This window comes from Paenibacillus sp. HW567 (assembly GCF_000374185.1).
In the GTDB taxonomy this organism is placed as follows: Bacteria; Bacillota; Bacilli; order Paenibacillales; family Paenibacillaceae; genus Paenibacillus_AQ.
The window spans coordinates 5127789-5146487 of the sequence record NZ_KB910518.1 but is presented as its reverse complement, the minus strand read 5'-3'; the positions used below and the strand labels follow the sequence as shown (position 1 = coordinate 5146487).

Below are 18699 nucleotides of genomic sequence, written 5' to 3'. Positions count from 1 at the left end.
AATCCATTTTGCGCCATGTTTATGTGGCCTCACTGTGCAGGTGAGTCTTAGCTCAATAGCCGAGTTCCTTTTTGGCCTTGGCCCAGGCTTTGTTCCATTTGTCGAATACGGTCTGCGGATCTTTGGCGAGTACAAATTCCTGCGCCATAGCCGGCAGGTCGAGCTGTGCCTTATTGGTAATTTCCGTAACCTTGGCATCATCAACAGTGCCTTCCTGCAGCGTTACGCCGGTAGCCTGGAATTCCTTGAGCTGGGTCAGCTTGGATTCCTTGCCTTTGAGCGGAGAGATGAATCCGGCAAAATCCTCATAACCGGAATCCTCGATCATCCATTTCACGAAGGCTTTGGCAGCGTCTACATTTTTGCTGTCCTTGGCTACCGCATAGAAGAAGTCAGGGCTAAGCGGTGCGGTCAGTGTACCCGAGTTGTCATAAGGCAGCGGGAAGAAACCTACGTTGTCGGATGTTGCCCCTGCGCCGATGACTTGATTGATGACCCAGTTGCCCAGGAAGTACATGGCGAACTTGCCGGATGCGATGTCTTTCTTGGACTGTTCCCAGTTGGTGGAGTTGATGTCTTTCTCCAGATAGCCCTTTTCATTCAGCTCTCTTAACAGGCTAAGTGATTTGCCGTATCCATTATCCATGGTGAACGGAGTGTCGGTGTGCAGCTTCTCATTAGGGAAGTCCGGTTTGCCTTCAATGATGCGCGGTACTGCATAGACCCAGTCGTTCAGCGGCCATTTGTCCTTGAAGTTGGAAGCAAGCGGAATGATGCCTTTGGCTTTCAGCTTCTCGCAGGCGGCGAGGAACTCATCCCAGGTCTTGGGGATTTCAGTGATGCCGGCATCGGCAAAGGCTTTCTTGTTGTAGACGATACCGGAGGTGGAGTTACCGGTTGTAATTCCGTAGAGCTTGCCTTCGTAGGATTTGAAATCTTTGAAGGTAATCTTATCGTTTAGGCCGAGATCGTCCAGTGAGGCAAAATATTTCGGCAGGTCGGAGTTCGGGATGGTCGGGACAAACATAACGTCCGGCAGCTCGCCACTCGCCATTCTGACCTTGGCTTGCTGGTTGTAGTCAGTTTGGGAGGCTTCGAATTCAACCTTGATGTTCGGATATTTCTCATTGAAGCGCTTTACATATTCGTCATACTCTTTGCCGATCATGTCGGTTCTGTTGGTGAGAAAGGTAATTTTGCCGCTGAGTTCGGAGCCGCTGGCCGCTGACGGTTCGGTGGTCGCCGCCGCATCGCCGCCGGTGTTCTCTGGCGCTGTAGACTCAGCAGGCTTGTCGGTGGCTGTAGCGGCGTTATTGTTGCCATTGGAGCCGCAGCCTGTCAAGGATAGAGAGAAAATCATGATGATAACAAAACATAACGAAAATAACTTGTTTCTCATTGCGTTGTCCCCTTTTCGTTTTATTGTTAGCGTTTACATCATTTATTATAACGATGAGTTTGCCATTGAGAAATGGAGCGGTTTATTATTTATTGTCTTCATTTATTCTGTTTGAAATAATATAATTAGTGTATTGCTAACAATAAGATAACAAAATAGAATGAATGTGAAAACGATTAATATTCGTATTTTAGGAGGTCCCATGAAACAAATGCAACTTCAATTGAACAACTGGGAATTTAGAGCCTGCGGTGATGACGCGTGGCTGCCGGCAGCCGTGCCGGGAACGGTGCATACCGATCTGCTTCGCAATGAACTTATCCCGCAGCCTTTTTATGGAAAAAACGAGCATGAGCTGCAATGGATCGACAAAAAGGATTGGGAATACCGGACAGTCCTGCAGCTAGATGAGGAATGGCAGCGGCTTGCGGTGACTGAACTGGTCTTCGCCGGACTGGACACATACGCTGATATTTTCGTAAATGATATCCATGCGCTCTCTGCGGACAATATGTTCCGGTCCTGGACCGTGAATGTGAAAGCGTTGCTGCGAACGGGTGACAATGAAATCCGGGTCAGATTCCGTTCAGTGGTGCAGGAGGATCTGCCGAAGCTGGAGCGGCTTGGCTATGCGCTTCCGGCGCCTAATGACCAATCGGAGCTGGGCGGGCTCGGGGAGCAGCAGATCAGCGTATTTGCCCGCAAAGCGCCTTATCACTATGGCTGGGACTGGGGTCCGAGATTTGTGACCAGCGGCATCTGGCGCGAGGCGGTGCTGGAAGGCCGGGACAGTGTGAAGGTGAGCGATCTTTATATCCGCCAGAATGCGGTTACAGCCGCTGAAGCCAGACTGACGGCGGTGGTAGAGGTGGATTCGCCGGCAGGCTGGGACGGGCTGCTGCGGATCAGCTCCGGCGGACAGGAATGGATGAAGTCTGTCTCGGTACAGCCGGGTAAGCAGATTCTGGAGCTGGAGGCTGTAGTGGATCAGCCCCGCCTGTGGTGGTGTACCGGACTGGGGGAGCCTAATCTGACCGCGTTCTGCGCAGAGCTTCTGCAAGGCGGGGAAGCTATAGCACAGGCAGAGGTGACTACCGGCCTGCGGGAAATCAAGCTGGTCCGGCAGCCGGATGAGCGGGGGGCGTCGTTTTATTTTGAGCTGAACGGTGTGCGGGTCTTTGCCAAAGGCTCTAATCATATTCCGAATGACAGTTTTTCCACAGAGGTTACTGAGGAGCGCTACCGTCATGAGATCGCCTCGGCGGCCAGATCCAATATGAACATGCTGCGGGTGTGGGGCGGCGGTATATATGAAGAGGATGTTTTTTACCGGCTGTGCGACGAATACGGTCTGCTGGTGTGGCAGGATTTCATGTTCGCGTGCAGCATGTATCCCGGGGATGAGCATTTCCTGAAGAGTGTGCGGGAGGAAGCCGAGTATAACGTGCGGAGACTGCGCAATCATCCGTGTATTGCCCTGTGGTGCGGCAATAATGAGATGGATTCGGCCTGGGCGCATTATGAGGACAACATAGGCTGGGGATGGAAGGAGAAGCTTAGTCAGGATATCCGCGAGACCCTGTGGAAGGATTATGAAGCCGTGTTCCATCATATTCTGCCGGAAGCTGTGGCTGCCGGTCACCCGGATGTAGATTACTGGGCATCTTCTCCGCTGCGGGACCTTACCGGGGATGCCAACCAGCACGCGACAAGGATTGCCGGCGAAGGCGATGTCCATTATTGGGGCGTGTGGCATTCCAGCGAGCCGTTTGAGAACTATAACGACAAGGTAGGCCGCTTCATGAGTGAATACGGCTTCCAGTCCTTCCCTGAATTGAAATCGGTGCTTAGCTACGCGGAAGAGAGCGATATGGAGCTGGAATCGGAGGTTATGCTGGCCCACCAGAAGAACGGACGCGGCAACCTGCTGATTAAGGAGTATATGGATATCTATTTGCCGCAGCCGAAGGATTTCAGGGGTTTCCTCTACATGAGCCAGATTCTTCAGGCAGAAGCGATGCGGATTGCCATTGAAAGCCACAGAAGAAACAAGCCTTATTGCATGGGCACGTTGTATTGGCAAATGAACGATTGCTGGCCGGTAGCCTCCTGGGCGAGCATGGATTATTACGGCCGCTGGAAGGCACTGCAATACACGGTCCGCAAAAGCTTCCAGGAGCTAATGCTCTCCATCGTCAGCGCTGACGGGGAGAACCTTGAGGTGCATGCCGTGTCCGACCGGCAGGAAGCTGTTGCCGGTGTGCTGCAAATCCGGCTGCAGGACTCAAGCGGCGCAGTGCTGCAGGAATGGTCCGAGCGGGTGACGCTGGCAGCGGATTCCTCGGGGATTGTATTTACAGCCGGTCTTGCCGGGCTGCTGGAGGGGCGCGATCCCGGGCGGGTGCTGCTGACCGCGTCTTTCCTGGCTGGTGATGTGCTGCTGGCGCATTCGCGCCACTACTTCGTATCCGCCAAGGAGATCGCATTGACCGCACCTGCTCTCGCGGTGGAAGAGGTTCCGGGCAGCGGCGGACTAAGCTTCACGGTAACCAGCGATGTGCTGGCTAGAGGGGTGTATCTGACAGCAGAAGAGGAGGGAATCTTCTCGGATAACTTCTTCGACCTGCTTCCGGGCGAGACGAAGACCGTGGAATTCTTCCTGCGCGGCAACGCGGCCGAGGATTTCATTCCGGCTGCGCCGAAGGGGCTGGAGATTCACTCGATGGCGGATTATGTAAACGGCAGTCTGCTGTAGGTAAGGGAGGCTTCCTGAAGCCGAGCGTTGGGTGCATTGTTTCTGAAATAGACTTAATTGAAGTGTACTGTTGTTGATTCTGTTGAACTTAAGAAAAATAAAAAGGGCCGAAGTGACGGAGGGAAAGTTTGGAACTGTAGGAGCGAACGCGTCCGCCTTTGTCTGCGGATTTCCACTGCGAAGAGCGGTAACAATCAAGAAATCTGCAGGCGGGCAGCGGCCGGAAGTCCAAACATTCCCCGCAGTTACGACCAGCCCCAATATGAAAATCTATAGTTCAACGGATATAACGTTCAGGAGAGAAGGAAATAAGACTATGGCGATTTGGGTTCAGGAGGATAAAGGGATATTCCATTTGCAAAGCAAGGGCATGAGCTACATCATCGAGCTGGTCAATGACTATCCGGCGCATGTCTATTGGGGGAACAAGCTGCGCCACAGCAGCAATCTGGAGGGCTTGCACCCGCTGGTGACCGGCGGCTCGCTTGACCGCTTGCCGCAGGAATACCCGCAGTACGGCACGGGGGATTTCCGCGTGCCCGCGTATCAGGCGAAGCTTGAGGATGGAACAAGGATCACTGAGCTGCGTTACCAGGGATACCGCGTATTGCAAGGGAAACCGGCGCTCGCCGGACTGCCCTCAGTCTATGTGGAGTCGGCGGAGGAAGCGGATACGCTGGAGCTTACGCTGCGCGATGATTACGCCAAGCTGAACGTGATCCTCCGCTATACGGTATACAAGGAACTGGATGTAATCGCGCGTTCCGTGGAATTTGTAAATGACGGTTCGTCTCCGCTGCAATTGCAGCGTGCGCTGAGCGCCTCTGTTGATTTCCAGGTAGCGGGGATGGAGATGATCTACCTCTCCGGCGCCTGGTCGCGGGAAGGTAATATCACCCGCAGACGTCTTGAGCAGGGCGGTACTACAATCCAGAGCCGCCGGGGGATGAGCAGCCACCAGCACAATCCTTTTGCTGCGCTGGCTAAGCCCGGCGCGGACGAGAACCGGGGGGAAGTATACGGCTTCTCCCTGGTGTACAGCGGCGGCTTCGAAGCCGAAGCGGAGGTCGATTCCTTCGGGATGACCCGCCTGGTCATCGGGCTGAATTCGTTCGATTTCTCCTGGAAGCTGGAGCCGGGCGAGCGGTTCCAGACCCCGGAAGCCGTTATGGTCTACTCGGGACAGGGAATCGGGGAAATGTCGAGAACCTATCACCGCCTGTACCGGACGCGGCTGAGCAGAGGGCAATACAGGGACAAGGAACGGCCTATCCTGGTGAACAACTGGGAAGCGACCTATTTCAATTTCAACACCGAGAAGCTGGAGGCGATTGCCGCCGAAGGCGCAAAGCTCGGCATCGAGCTGTTCGTGCTGGACGATGGCTGGTTCGGCAAACGGGATGCAGATAACTCCTCGCTCGGCGACTGGACCGAGGATCTGCGTAAGCTGCCCGGCGGCCTGTCCGATCTGGCACAGCGGGTGAACGGCCACGGCCTGAAGTTCGGCCTGTGGGTCGAGCCGGAGATGATCTCGCCGGACAGCGACCTGTACCGCAGCCATCCGGACTGGTGTCTGCATGTTCCGGGCCGCCGCCGCAGCGAGTTTCGCTGGCAACTGGTGCTGGACTACACCAGGGAAGAGGTGCGGCAGTATATTTTTGAATCGCTCAGCCGCATTTTCTCTACCGTTCCGGTAGCCTATATCAAATGGGATATGAACCGCTGCCTGACAGAGATCGGTTCGGCGCAGCTTCCGGCAGAACGCCAGAGTGAAACGGCACACCGATATGTGCTGGGGCTGTACGAGCTGCTGGAGCGTCTGACCTCTGCGTTCCCGCATATTCTGTTCGAGAGCTGCTGCAGCGGCGGCGGGCGTTTCGATCCCGGCATGCTCTACTATATGCCGCAGACCTGGACCAGCGATGACACCGATGCGGTAGAGCGGTTGAAAATTCAGTACGGCACAAGTCTGGTCTATCCGGTTAGCGCGATGGGCGCGCATGTCTCCGCTGTGCCGAATCATCAGGTCGGGCGGATTACGCCGCTCTCCTTCCGCGGCGATGTCGCCATGTCCGGTAATTTCGGCTACGAGCTGGATCTGACCAAATTCACCCCGGAGGAGAAAGAGCTGGCCAAGGCGCAGGTGGCGAACTACAAGGAGATCCGCAGCCTGGTGCAGCAGGGCAATCTGTACCGTCTGCAAAGTCCGTTCGAAGGCAATGAGACGGCCTGGATGTTCGTCTCGGATGATCAGCGTGAGGCGCTGGTCTACTATTTCCGGGTGATGGCGGTGCCGCACCCGGCGCACCGTACGCTGCTGCTCAGCGGACTGAACCCGGATTTCGACTACCGCCTCGCGGATAGCGGCGAAGTCTACGGCGGCGACCGCCTGATGCAGGCGGGGCTGACGCTGCCGGACATCCAGCGGGATTATGTAAGCGGATGTTACCGGCTGGCGGCGCAAGGTTAAACAGCAGTCTGAAAAAAAGGGAGGCCGGGGCGACTTGGCTTCCTTTTTTTTGTAAGGGTGATTGCCCCCACGGTAATTGTATTTGCTACAGTTAAAAGGCTGCGTTACCGCCTGTTTTTAGAGATAATTGTATTTCGTACATTTAAAAGAGGCGTTTGGCCTTCCTTTGCCGAAAAGCGCTATATTTAGCTGTATGAAGTGCAATTAACTCCGTTTTAGCGTCAATTTCAGCCTTTTTAGTTGTACGAACTACAGTTACGCTTGGACCGGGTTTTGACACTCTATCACCTGGCAAGCAGAAACGCGGCGGGGGTGAAAGTTTTTTTGACAAACTATATTGTATATAATGGAAGTGTTGCTTGATTTCGGAGGAGGGGGGAAGGGCGGCTATGGTGGATCAGGGGAACGAAGCAGAGCAGACGGAAAATCGGGGTGAGCGGAAGAGGGTTGGGACATGGGGGAATCCGAGAATGTGGAAGAAGCCGACGCTGACGCAGATATTTCTGACGATTTTCCTGCTTGGAATGGTCGTGTACTGGGTGGGGACGCTCGTGCAGATGTTCAGCTCCTTTGAGGACCGGGTATCCGGGCGCATCCACTTGCAGGATATTACCTCTATTGCAGTTACCCGAACCGCGAAGGGGGCGGCCGATGGAGTCAAAGTCACTGTAACCGATAAAGCGAAAATCGCAGAAATCATGAGCGCTTTTGCCGATGTCAAATTAAGAAGCTCCGATGCTTCCCGCAATTATACCAATAGATACTCGATTCAAATTGATGTAAACAATTACTTAAGATTCAGCATTGAACTGGATGATCAAAAGTACATCTACATCTTTGATCATGACAGAAAGGATAAGTACAGCAGCGGGTCCTTTAAAATCATCAATCATTATGATATGCACTCGATCGAGGGCCTGTTCCCATAAGATTTCGGGTTACCGATTGACTTGCGTATGACCCGCCCCTATGATGATAAATAATATAAAGACTATATAAGCTGAACTTTATAATGAAATCAAAAAAAGGGCGAGGTCATGGAGGGGGAGCTTGGATACTTACGGAGCGAACGCGTCCGCCTTTATGTTTGGGTTTCTACCGCAAATAGCGGTTAAAATCAGGAAATCGAAACATAAACATAACAGCGGCCGGAAGTCCAAACATTCCCCGTAATTATGACCAGCCCCAATATGAAAAACCTAAGTTTAGCTTATATCACTGAAACACAGAGGAGAGACACAGCATGGGCATGGAGATTGAACGCAAATTCCTGCTGCCGGAATACCCGGAGGGGCTGATTGCGGAAGGTCAGGTGAAGGTGCTTACCCGGCACAGCATTGACCAGACCTATCTTGCGATGGAGGACGGGCAGGAGCTGAGAGTACGCAAGATCACCGATCTGGATTCGGGCGAGATTACATATACCCATACCTTCAAGGATGGCAAAGGCATCAGCCGCAAGGAGATCGAATATTACATCTCGGAGGGCTTGTACAATCAGATGATTGAGGCGGTAAAAGCGGTGCCGCTGGTGAAGACGCGCATTACAGGCCTATGGAACGGAACTACTATTGAGATTGACCTCTACACCCAGCTTGAGCTTACGGTGCTTGAGGTGGAGTTCGATTCTATGGAGGAAGCTGAGTCCTTCGCGGCCCCGGAATGGTTCGGCAAAGATATCAGCGTGGAGAAGAAGTACAGCAACAAAACCGTATGGAAAGATCTGCAGAACAAATAGTGAGTATGCGTGCTGATGGTGTTCGAGGTCAGTGTACGCCCGGCTGGCGGATGAATGGCGGCATACCCGTTAAAAGACACGCCCTATATTTTCCCGCAAAAGTTGACACAGAAGTAACGGACTTTAACGCTTAAACGTGTTACTATGTAGATTAAGCTTAAGCAGCGTGTATCAGCAGGTTAAATAAAGAGGGGTTCAGGAGGATGAGAGAGGTATGGAGTATATAAGCACAAGAGGCAATGTACAAGCTAAAGGCTTTATTGATACGGTTCTGATGGGGCTGGCGGATGACGGCGGGCTGATGGTGCCGGCTCAGATTCCGGTAATCTCCCCGGAGAAGCTGGAGGAATGGCGGAGCCTTAGCTACCAGGAGCTGTTTCTTGAAATTTTCTCATACTATACTAACGATGAAATTCCCTATGATGATCTCAAAAAAATGGCCGCTACCAGCTACGGCAATTTCCGCACACCGGAAGTAACGCCTCTGCACAAAGTCAATGATTCCTTGTATGTGCTGGAGCTGTTCCACGGGCCAACGTTTGCCTTTAAGGATGTGGCGCTGCAGTTCATGGGCGAGCTGTATTCCTATATTGCCAAGGTGCGGGGCGAAATTATCCATATCCTTGGAGCCACCTCGGGCGATACCGGAGCGGCGGCGATTCAGGGTGTGCGCGGCAAGGAAGGCATCAAAATCTGTATTCTTCACCCGCACGGCAAGGTCAGCAAGGTGCAGGAGCTGCAAATGACAACGGTAGACGACAGCAATGTGCTGAACCTGTCCGTGGAGGGCAACTTTGACGATTGCCAGAAGGTGATCAAGGAGCTGTTCGCCGATCTGGACTTCAAGGGACGGTATCATCTGCGGGCGATCAACTCAATCAACTTCGTGCGCATTTTGGCGCAGACGGTCTATTATTTCTATGCGTATCTGCAAATTGACGGCAGCGCGGAGAAGAAGATTAATTTCAGCGTGCCTTCGGGCAACTTCGGCAATATTTTCTCGGGGTATCTGGCTAAAAAGATGGGCCTGCCGATTAACAAGCTGATCATCGCCACCAACGAAAATAACATTCTCGAACGGTTCGTGCTGACCGGCGAATACAAGCCAGGCAGCTTCACCGGAACCTACAGCCCGTCGATGGATATCCAGGTGGCGAGCAATTTCGAGCGGTATCTCTATTATCTGGTAGACGAGGATGCGGAGAAGCTGTCCGCGTATATGGCTGAGCTGCAGACGGAGGGCAAAATTACGGTGGCCGGGGAAGCTTTTGCCCAGGTACAGCAGGATTTCGCCGCCCTGGGGGTTAAGAATCAGATGTGCCTTGATACTATCGGCAAATACGAGCGGGAATACGGCTATCTGCTTGACCCGCATACGGCCTGCGGTATCGCAGCCTATGAAGCGTTCAGCGGCCCGGACGAAACGGCCATCACTTTCGCGACAGCCCATCCGGCAAAATTCGACGAGGCCATTGCCCTGACCGGCATCAAGCAGGAGTTCCCGGCACCGATATCAGCCCTGTTCTCCATGCCGCAATTCATGACCGTAGTGGAGCATGACAAGGCGGAGATCGTACGCCAGTTGCAGAATTTCTACGAATAAAACATTACAAAGCAGCGCTTGCAGGTATCCCCTGCGGCACCTTAATACAACCTCTTGCGCAAGGCCCTGTTCTGATCGAGGACAGGGCTTTTTAGTGTCAGTTCATACTCCGTTCATATTGCCGTCACGAAGGGGACATCTTGCTTGATTACACTTTACATAGGTCGCCAAGGCGGCTCTACAGATATAAGGACAGGAGAAGATGAACGTGGCAAAAACGGTAGAGATAGAAAAAACGGGGACCAAAAACCGCAAGAAACGGCACTTATGGTTAAAAATCATTGGAGGTATTCTCGGGGCGCTTGTGCTGTTCATGGGCATCACGTTTGTTGTTAATGTCATCAGTAACGGGGTCGAGAAAAAGAAAATCGAATCGTATGGCCAGTATGTCAATGTGGATGGGAAAAAAATGAATGTGCTCATTCAGGGCAGTGGCGAACAGACTATCGTTCTCCTTCCGGGACAAGGAACCCCGTCGCCTGCGCTTGATTTCAAATTGTTGATTGATGAATTGTCTCCAGATTACAAGGTCGTAGCGATCGAGCCTTTCGGTTACGGGCTCAGCGACGAAACCAGGAAAGAAAGAACCACAGAGAATATCGTCAGCGAAGTGCACGAAGCTGTGCAGCAGCTTGGTATTGACCGTTACGTTCTGATGGGACATTCCATCACGGGACTATACGGAGTGTCCTATGTGAACACCTATCCAGATGAAGTAATTGCTTTTGTCGGCATTGATAGCAGCGTTCCTAATCAACCCGGCATGGATGTCAAATTGCCTTTGAAATCCATGCAGTTTCTTCAAGAATCAGGTCTGATGAGATTGATCAAAAAAGTGAGCGGAGATCCATATGAGTCGCTTGCGTTCGATGAGCATACCAAAGAACAGATGAATTTGATTTCGAATCAAGTCACGAGCAACAGAACGATGATAGATGAGCTCAAACACCTCGGTTCCAATTTCAAAAATGCAGAAAAGCTCACCTACCCCCATGATTTGCCGGTGCTTCTCTTCGTTCAATCGAATAACGAGGACAATAAGATGTGGATTCCGCTGCATGAGGAGCAAGTCAAACAATCCGCACAGGGCAAAATGATCCCGATGGAAGGTTCACATTACCTGCATCATACGAAATTCAAGGAAATCGCCGGGGAATTCAAAGCGTATATGAAGCAAATCCAATAGTATGCTCCCCTTGAAGGCCGCTAATTGTAGCGGCTTTTTTGCGCGGCTTCGCAGGTGCTTTTTTTCACATATATAATGTAGCGGAATTTGTCGGAATTTACGGCGGAAAAGTGGACAACCCTATCCCGGAATGAGAAAATAGCAGATAGGGATTAACATGACAGTGTGATATTAGAAAAAGGACGGGATCTTGATGACCATTCGTTTCGGAGTCGTAGGCACCAACTGGATTACAGACCGCTTCATTCAGGCGGGTCTTGAGAACGAGGAATTTATCCTGACTGCCGTATACTCCCGTACAGAGGAGAAGGGGCGCGATTTTGCCGCGAAATACGCAGGTGCTTCCATATATACCGACCTGGAGGAGATGGTTTCCAGCGGTGAGGTCGATGCTGTATATATTGCCAGCCCCAATTCCATGCATGCCGAGCAGGCGCTGGTCTGTCTGAATCACGGGAAGCATGTCATCTGTGAAAAGCCAGCGGCCTCCAACAGCGCAGAGCTGCGGAGGATGATAGAAGCGGCCCGGAGGAATGATGTGGTTTTTATGGAGGCGATGAAATCGACCTTCATGCCCAACTTCGGTGTGATCAAGGATAATCTGTACAAGCTGGGTCAGGTGCGGCGTTATTTCGCCAGCTATTGTCAATACTCTTCCAGATATGATGCTTACAGACAGGGGACGGTGCTGAACGCCTTCAATCCGGTCTACTCCAACGGCTCCCTGATGGATCTCGGCATTTATTGCCTGTACCCGATGGTGGCTTTGTTCGGCAAACCGGAATCCGTGCAGGCGGTGGGCTTGATGCTGGCTTCCGGCGTGGATGGCGAGGGCAGCATGATGATGCGTTATGCGGACATGGGTGCTGTTGTGATGCATTCCAAGATTTCCGACTCCTATCTGCCTGCCGAGATTCAGGGAGAGAACGGCACGATGGTCATCGACAAGATCAACCAGCCCTACCAGGTCAAAATCCAGTACCGCGACGGTACGGTTGAGGAGCTTACCGTGCCGCAGGTGTTCGAGGCGATGTATTATGAAATTGAGGAATTTATCAGCCTGATCCAAAGCGGACAACGCGAGAGCAGCATTAACAGCCACGCCAATTCGCTGGCCGTCGCTGAGCTGATGGAGGATGCCAGAGCACAGATCGGCCTTCGTTACGCCTCGGATCTGTAGCGGAGCCTTGGAATGAATATTTGAAATGGGGAGCGGAACTTGAAAACTTTTAAAAAGGTGTACATCGAGATTACAAGCGTCTGCAACCTGTCCTGCAGCTTCTGTCCGCCCACGGAACGGCAGAAAAATTTCATCAAGCTGGATACCTTTAATAAGATTCTCGACGAGATCAAGCCACACAGCAATCATATCTATTTGCATGTCAAAGGCGAGCCGCTGCTGCATCCGAAGCTTGGAGAGCTGCTGGATGCCGCCGACGCCAAAGGGTTCAAGGTCAACATTACGACCAACGGAACGCTGATTCACAAGGCGGGGCCGAAGCTGCTGGGCAAGCCGGCGCTGCGCCAGATGAACTTCTCCCTGCACAGCTTCGACGGTCACGCCGGGTCGGAGAACCGGGAGGGTTATGTGTCGGAGATTATTTCGTTTGTGCGGGAGGCTTCCGCACAGGGAGTGATTATCTCCTTGCGGCTGTGGAATCTGACCGAGGACAACCGGAGTAATCTGGAGAAGCAGCGCAACCGCGAGACGCTTGCGCTGCTGGAGGAAGCCTTCCATTTGGACTTCAAAATTGAAGAAAAGGTCGTGCCCGGCAGCGGGGTGAAGATCGCGCCAAGGGTATATCTGAACCAGGACCACGAGTTCAGATGGCCGGCCCTAAGCGAGCCGGAAGATGACGGCTCAGGCTTCTGCCACGCCCTGCGCAGCCAGGCGGCGGTGCTGGTGGACGGCACGGTCGTGCCGTGCTGTCTGGATGGCGAGGGCGTGATTAACCTCGGCAATATCCATGAGAAGCCGTTCTCCGAGATTGTCGAGGGCGAACGCGCGAACAATCTGTTCTACGGCTTCTCCCGCCGGGAAGCGGTGGAGGAGCTGTGCCGCAAATGCGGGTACAGACAGCGGTTTGGAACGTAATAAAGGTTAATATAGAAGCAGCGGCTGGTCAGGGAGCGATGAAGGGGGTACAGGCTTTCGGTCCAGAAATTCGTGCTCGTAAATCGTTTTAATGCTTTCCAGCACATTCCGCGCTTGATCTTCAAATTTCAATGCTGCAATCTGACCTTTCAGCAAAAACACGCCTGTCTCCTTCCGATGTTCTCCAAAAGCCCCCTCATACAGTTGGCTTGCGCCGTGGGTAGGGGGAGAGAAAAACAGCTTCATCAACGCTTTCACCACTACGGGCAGACCGGATTTTTTTCCTTTTCTTAACGTATTGTTGCCCCCCGGGTCCACACTGCGGACCTTGATGCCGTCCTTGGCAAGCTCCGGCGCGATGGCCTGAGTCCACAGCGAAAGCGCCAGCTTTGAGGCAGCATAAGGTCCAAGCAGCTTGCGGAAGGTTTTGGGGCGCTCCAGGATTTCGATGTTTAGCTCTTTCGTAAATTTGATCGCTGAAGATGAGGTGTTTATCACCGTTTTTAGGCGGCCCTTTTTTAGGAGCGCCTTCACTTCCATAAGCATGATATACGGCACGACCGTCATCAGCTCATAATGCTTCTCGCGCCCCTGCTTCGAATAGCTCAGCTCGTGAAAGCTCCCGCCGGCATTATTGAACAAAACATCAATCCGCCGCTCCTTGTCCTTGATCTCTTCCAAAGTCTCTCTTAGGCTGGCATAATCAGCGAGATCCGCTATTCTATAAATGCGAAGCCATCCGCGCTTCACAGCTTCCTGCATTGTCACATCGTCCTCCGGAAGGCCGGAACGGTTCACAGCGATTACCTGCCATCCCTCCGACAGCAATTTCCGGGTTAATTCCAGCCCGATGCCGGCGCTTGCCCCTGTAATAAGTGCGATATTGTCGCGTTGCTTCGTGTCCATCGTATCGTCTCCTCCAGATAAGATTTCTTTGATGCGCACATCGTATAACTTGGAGCCGGCTCCAAGTCAAGACGTGATAACCAAGCTTTTTCTGAAGGATAAGAGACTTGACTTGGAGTCAGCTCTAAGATATAAAATAGGCAAAAAGGCAATCCCCGGGAGGGAACCGCATGAAGGCAGAGCAAACCTTTACGATAAAGCAGACCGCAGAGCAAACTGGAATTTCCCAGGACACCATCCGTTATTACGAAAAGATCGCGCTGCTGCAACGGGCAGACCGGAAGGACAACGGGCACCGCGTCTACCGGCAGGAGGACGTCGATAGAATCCAACTGATATCCTGTCTGAAAAAAACAGGGATGCCGCTGGAGGAGATGCGGCCATTTTTAGCTGTCTCCGCTGACACCGATCCTGCGGAATTTCCCGAGCTGGTGGAGCTCTTAAGAAGCCACCGGGAAAATATCCTCAGCCAGATCGCCTCGCTGCAGCAGGTCGTCGATTTTATCGACATGAAATTGGAAGAGGGGAGCTACCGCCGGGACTGCTCGGATGAACGTCAGGACGGTGGCGTAGAGCAAACGATGGGAGAACCGAAACCCATGTCACCTATTGAGATGAGTTATTTTTCCGTATCCGCCAAAGCGGGCAAGTCACTGGCTCCGGAGAAACAATAGCAGAGCAAAACAGCGGCAATCCTGGACTTAATACTCTCGTCCATGACTGCCGCTGCTCTATAATATTCTGTCAGCGGGATATAACCTGGCCTTCCTTCATGACAAATTTAACCCTTGGCTTCTTCCGCACTTCCAACACCAACTCTTGCCCTCCATATCCCCCGGGGGTCGTAAATACTTTACCTGACGTGATCATTCTGGGAAAAGACAAACGATCCAGCCCATTCATATGTACTATAACATCGTCAATGGTTGCTGTTGCAGACACTCCTTCGTCGCGTATCGTGGTAATTCCCTCCCGAAGACATGCATTCAAATACTCTTTATGGTACCCGTGCAGAGGCTTATTCTGCAAAAATTTAAAACTGGTATGCGCATGAAATTAATCCCGGCAGGATGAAAAGCCCGTTCAGGTCTATTTCCTGTGCTTCTTCATTCTTTGTCGGGTTATCCCGATATTGTGTAATAGTACCAAAGCGGCCGTTAATAACTTCAATTGCTGCTTTTCTCATGGCAGAGCTACCCCTCCAGCAAAGATTGTATTGTCCAGGAGAAAGTATATTCCACATTAGTTACTGAACGAAGATATTCTTTCGTTTATAGAACCAGGAAAATTTAGGAGGCGAACCGCATGCTGAAATCCCTGCAAGCCATTGAAGCGTATCGTATGACGGGGATCGTACACGAAGAAAGCTGCTCTTGGCTACACTATATTGTTCAGGCCGAAGAAACGATTGTAAATCTTGAGCGCGTAGAGTCGCTTCAAGAGCTGGAGTACATAAATCCGGTACTGGATTACGTAGAGCGCAGTCTGCGCCTGCTGGATAGTCTATCGCTGTCCTATTGGATTAAAGAGCTGGTCGAAGAGACACTGGTCTGGTCGGAAACGGCAAAGGGCGGAACACGGCGCCAGCGGCGGCTGTGGGAGGCGGAAGGGATCAACATTTTTGTCCACAATATGGGTTCGGCCCAGTTGTACTGGCGTCAGGCGGGTGGAATCTCTACTGTTGATGAGGTAATACGGCTGCAGGCTGACCGGGGGACAGAAGCGGGGGAAGCCGAAGCGGAGAGAAAAGTGATCGTACACCGGCTGATCGAGACGCATGGTCTGATCGGGCAGCAGATTCGCGGTGAGGTTCCGCCATTTGTTCATCGTCCGCTGTCAGCGATGGTGGAGGAAGGGCTGCTGACCGCCGATGAGCTGGAGCGGCTGCTGTTCGCGCTGAATCACTGCATTATTTCTGCTGTGTCCCCTGAGCTGTGGCAAGAGGTGCGGACCGAGGTAATGAAGCTGATTGCAGCAATTTCTTCAGGGAATCTGAACGCCGGGGTACCGATGAAGGAGCGCTTGCGGAGAATGCGTGCAGGAGCGATTGCCGGGGGAGAGGACTTCGATGCAGAATGGGACAGTCTGGAGCAGGCAGGCTGGAGTGCCGCTGTACTGGAGCCTATGCAGCATATTACTTTCTGGTATGTGGAATCCGCACTGCAGACGTTTTCGCTGGAGCAATTCCTTAAGATCATGACTCTGGCGGCCTGCGGCGGCAAGCTGTCCACGCTGAACCACATCAGTTATGAGATGGTCATGAACGGCATCTATTATGACTACAAAGGCGCGAAGAAAATCAATGTGTACAAGAAACGGATCATTGAAAAGTATCTGTCCGGGCTGACATGGGAGAATATCCTGAACGGAGTGGAGCCTTCCGGCAACCCCCATTTGGTTCACCGGCTGCGGCGGGAGGAGCATCTGCCTGACACGTTGTTTGTTGATTTCGGATTCTCTCCGGCGGCTGAGAAGCTGATTGAATTCTGCATAGAGGCTGAAAAGTCTGCACTGTATGAGCGGGCGGTGCTGCTGCTGTTCGATTTGTTCGAGCTGCGCCGGGATGCCTTTGACCGGTTCCATAATGAGGATACCTATTTGAGCCAAATGAATGAGACAGCAGACTATAAATCGGTCATTCTGGAGTATGTCACTGGCCGGAAGGTACTGGACATTGGCCCCGGCGGCGGCGTGCTGCTGGATCTGATCGAAGAGCGGATGCCGGGAGTGGTTCCGGTTGGCATAGATATTTCCAGCAATGTTGTGGAAGCGCTGCGCCAGAAGAAGCAGCGGGAGGGCCGCCGCTGGGAGGTGCTGCAGGGCGATGCGCTGAACCTCAAGGATTTTGTCGAGGCAGGCACGGTGGACACAGTGATTTTCTCCTCAATTCTGCATGAGCTGTATTCGTACGTGCCGCTGAACGGCGCGAAGTTCAATCATGAGACGGTGGCTGCGGCACTGGTTAGCAGCTTTGAGGTGCTGGCAGACGGAGGGGTTATTATTATCCGTGACGGGATTATGAGCGAGCCGCTGGAAGAACGGCGCCGTGTACGTTTTTTGGAGGCGGACGGGATGGCTTCGCTGGAGCGCTATGCCAAGGATTTTGCCGGGAGAGTAATTCAGTACGAGCCGGTGGCTGAGCAGGAGGTGCTCATGCCGATGAACGATGCCATGGAGTTTCTGTACACCTACACGTGGGGAGAAGAAGCCTATATTCATGAGGTGCAGGAGCAGTTTGGTTACTTCACTCCTACACAGTATGAGGCTTTCATCCGGCAGACCCTGGGCGAGCGGGCGAAGCTTGAAGTCCTGCGCCACTATTTGCAGGAGGGCTATACGGAGGCGCTCCAGGGCCGGGTGGTTATCATGGACGAGAGCGGCCAGGACGTTCCGCTGCCGGACAGCACATGCTTTATTGTGATTCGGAAGGAAGCGTGACCGGCGGAGAGGCTGGGAGTCGGACTTGAATTAGACAGAACCCCGGCAATCTGTCATGAAATAAATGTAGCCGTCCTCCCCTTCTGTCATGGATACAACTGCGCCTGACCCGCCCCTAATCCCGCCCCTTTGCGGAACTCCGAGGGCGAGCATTTCATCGCCTTGCGGAACACCTTGATGAAATAGCTGACGTTGTCGAAGCCGACCTCCAGCGCGATGTCCGAGATTTTGCGTTCGCTCTGCTGCAGCAGGTCAGCGGCCTGGCGGATGCGGTACGAGTTGATGTAATCGACCGGCGTTTTGCGGGTCATTGCCTTGAAGAAGCGGCAGAACTGGCCTTCACTCATCGGAATCAGCTCGGACAGGTCGCGGGTGCGGATCGGTTCCTGATAGTTGTCCTGAATATAGAGAATGACCTTTTTGAGCCGGTTGATCTTGGTGGTATCGGCACCCTCGGACTGGCTGCGGTTCACCGCACGGTCTCCAATGGCGATCTCCGAGAGCATAATCAGCAAGGTTCCTTTCATAAACGCTTCAAAACCGGGCAACTTATGATCATATGTCTCCATGAGACGCTCCAGGTGGTGCAGCAGCTCTAGCTGCCAGGGAATTTCCGGCGACAGATGTCTGGGAAAGCTCTGGCGTTTCTCCTGCAGCGGCAGAATCACCGTCTGCTGGATGGCGTCATATTGGGCGCTGGCCAAGAGATCGGGGTGAAAGACCAGGGCGCAGAACCGGCAAGGGCCTTCCTTCAGCACGTAGGCGGCGTGGATATCCCCGGAGTCGATGAACACAGCTTCCCCTGCCCGGAGCGGAAAATAATCGGTGTCCACCTGAAACAGAATTTCGCCTTCCAGCAGCAAAAAAAACTCCGCTTCCTCATGCCAGTGTGTATCCAGGACATGGGTTCCGGCTGGTAGCTCGACCCAGTAGGCCGCCAGCGGGAACATAATGTCGCCATGTACACGGTCTTCTTTGAGCAATCGCTGCGATGTGCGGTCCATGTTCGCCCTCCTTTTCAATAAACATCAGGATAGTGTTATAAATAAGCTATATTTTATTAGTTTTGTATATTTATTATCGTTATAATGCAACTATAAACACCAAAT

14 protein-coding genes are annotated in these 18699 nt (G+C 52.7%); 10 read left to right on the top strand and 4 right to left on the bottom strand.

Annotation, left to right across the window (positions count from 1 at the left end; translation table 11 throughout):
* Positions 1–52: 52 nt before the first annotated feature.
* Positions 53–1399, bottom strand: a complete 1347-nt coding sequence (locus B212_RS0122760) for an ABC transporter substrate-binding protein (protein WP_019913448.1) — start codon at positions 1397–1399, stop codon at positions 53–55.
* Between the two features lie 202 nt (positions 1400–1601).
* Between B212_RS0122760 and B212_RS0122755 the strand changes: the two genes are divergently transcribed.
* The 8 genes from B212_RS0122755 (at position 1602) to B212_RS0122720 (ending at position 13246) form a co-directional block, all read left to right on the top strand.
* Entirely contained in the window at positions 1602–4154 is a 2553-nt protein-coding gene (locus B212_RS0122755; protein WP_019913447.1) for a beta-mannosidase, read from the top strand.
* 316 nt (positions 4155–4470) lie between these two features.
* The gene (locus B212_RS0122750; RefSeq protein WP_019913446.1) at positions 4471–6624 is read left to right on the top strand and encodes an alpha-galactosidase; all 2154 of its coding nucleotides are present in this window, start codon (positions 4471–4473) and stop codon (positions 6622–6624) included.
* A 389-nt stretch (positions 6625–7013) separates the two neighbouring features.
* Positions 7014–7553, top strand: coding sequence for a hypothetical protein (locus B212_RS0122745; RefSeq protein ID WP_019913445.1), 540 nt, complete (start codon positions 7014–7016; stop codon positions 7551–7553).
* 314 nt (positions 7554–7867) lie between these two features.
* Positions 7868–8362, top strand: coding sequence for a CYTH domain-containing protein (locus tag B212_RS0122740; RefSeq protein ID WP_019913444.1), 495 nt, complete (start codon positions 7868–7870; stop codon positions 8360–8362).
* Between the two features lie 214 nt (positions 8363–8576).
* Positions 8577–9965, top strand: coding sequence for a threonine synthase (gene thrC / locus B212_RS0122735; RefSeq protein ID WP_019913443.1), 1389 nt, complete (start codon positions 8577–8579; stop codon positions 9963–9965).
* 202 nt (positions 9966–10167) lie between these two features.
* Entirely contained in the window at positions 10168–11151 is a 984-nt protein-coding gene (locus B212_RS0122730) for an alpha/beta hydrolase (protein ID WP_198015882.1), read from the top strand.
* 193 nt (positions 11152–11344) lie between these two features.
* Positions 11345–12331 carry a Gfo/Idh/MocA family protein gene (locus B212_RS0122725; protein WP_019913441.1) on the top strand — a complete coding sequence of 329 codons (987 nt, stop codon included), beginning with the start codon at positions 11345–11347 and terminating at the stop codon, positions 12329–12331.
* A 39-nt stretch (positions 12332–12370) separates the two neighbouring features.
* Entirely contained in the window at positions 12371–13246 is an 876-nt protein-coding gene (locus B212_RS0122720; RefSeq protein WP_019913440.1) for a radical SAM/SPASM domain-containing protein, read from the top strand.
* Between the two features lie 6 nt (positions 13247–13252).
* Here B212_RS0122720 and B212_RS0122715 read toward each other — a convergent pair whose 3' ends face one another.
* The gene (locus tag B212_RS0122715) at positions 13253–14152 is read right to left on the bottom strand and encodes an SDR family NAD(P)-dependent oxidoreductase (RefSeq protein WP_019913439.1); all 900 of its coding nucleotides are present in this window, start codon (positions 14150–14152) and stop codon (positions 13253–13255) included.
* A 170-nt stretch (positions 14153–14322) separates the two neighbouring features.
* Between B212_RS0122715 and B212_RS0122710 the strand changes: the two genes are divergently transcribed.
* Positions 14323–14826 carry a MerR family transcriptional regulator gene (locus B212_RS0122710; protein WP_019913436.1) on the top strand — a complete coding sequence of 168 codons (504 nt, stop codon included), beginning with the start codon at positions 14323–14325 and terminating at the stop codon, positions 14824–14826.
* A 359-nt stretch (positions 14827–15185) separates the two neighbouring features.
* Here B212_RS0122710 and B212_RS34700 read toward each other — a convergent pair whose 3' ends face one another.
* Entirely contained in the window at positions 15186–15338 is a 153-nt protein-coding gene (locus B212_RS34700) for a hypothetical protein (RefSeq protein ID WP_019913434.1), read from the bottom strand.
* Between the two features lie 119 nt (positions 15339–15457).
* Between B212_RS34700 and B212_RS0122695 the strand changes: the two genes are divergently transcribed.
* Positions 15458–17590: a class I SAM-dependent methyltransferase gene (locus B212_RS0122695; protein ID WP_019913432.1), complete on the top strand. Its 2133-nt coding sequence runs from the start codon at positions 15458–15460 to the stop codon at positions 17588–17590.
* Between the two features lie 86 nt (positions 17591–17676).
* Here the strand turns inward: B212_RS0122695 and B212_RS0122690 are convergent, their stop codons facing one another.
* A complete protein-coding gene (locus B212_RS0122690) occupies positions 17677–18594 on the bottom strand; it encodes an AraC family transcriptional regulator (protein WP_019913430.1) in 918 nt (305 codons plus the stop codon).
* Positions 18595–18699: the final 105 nt, after the last annotated feature.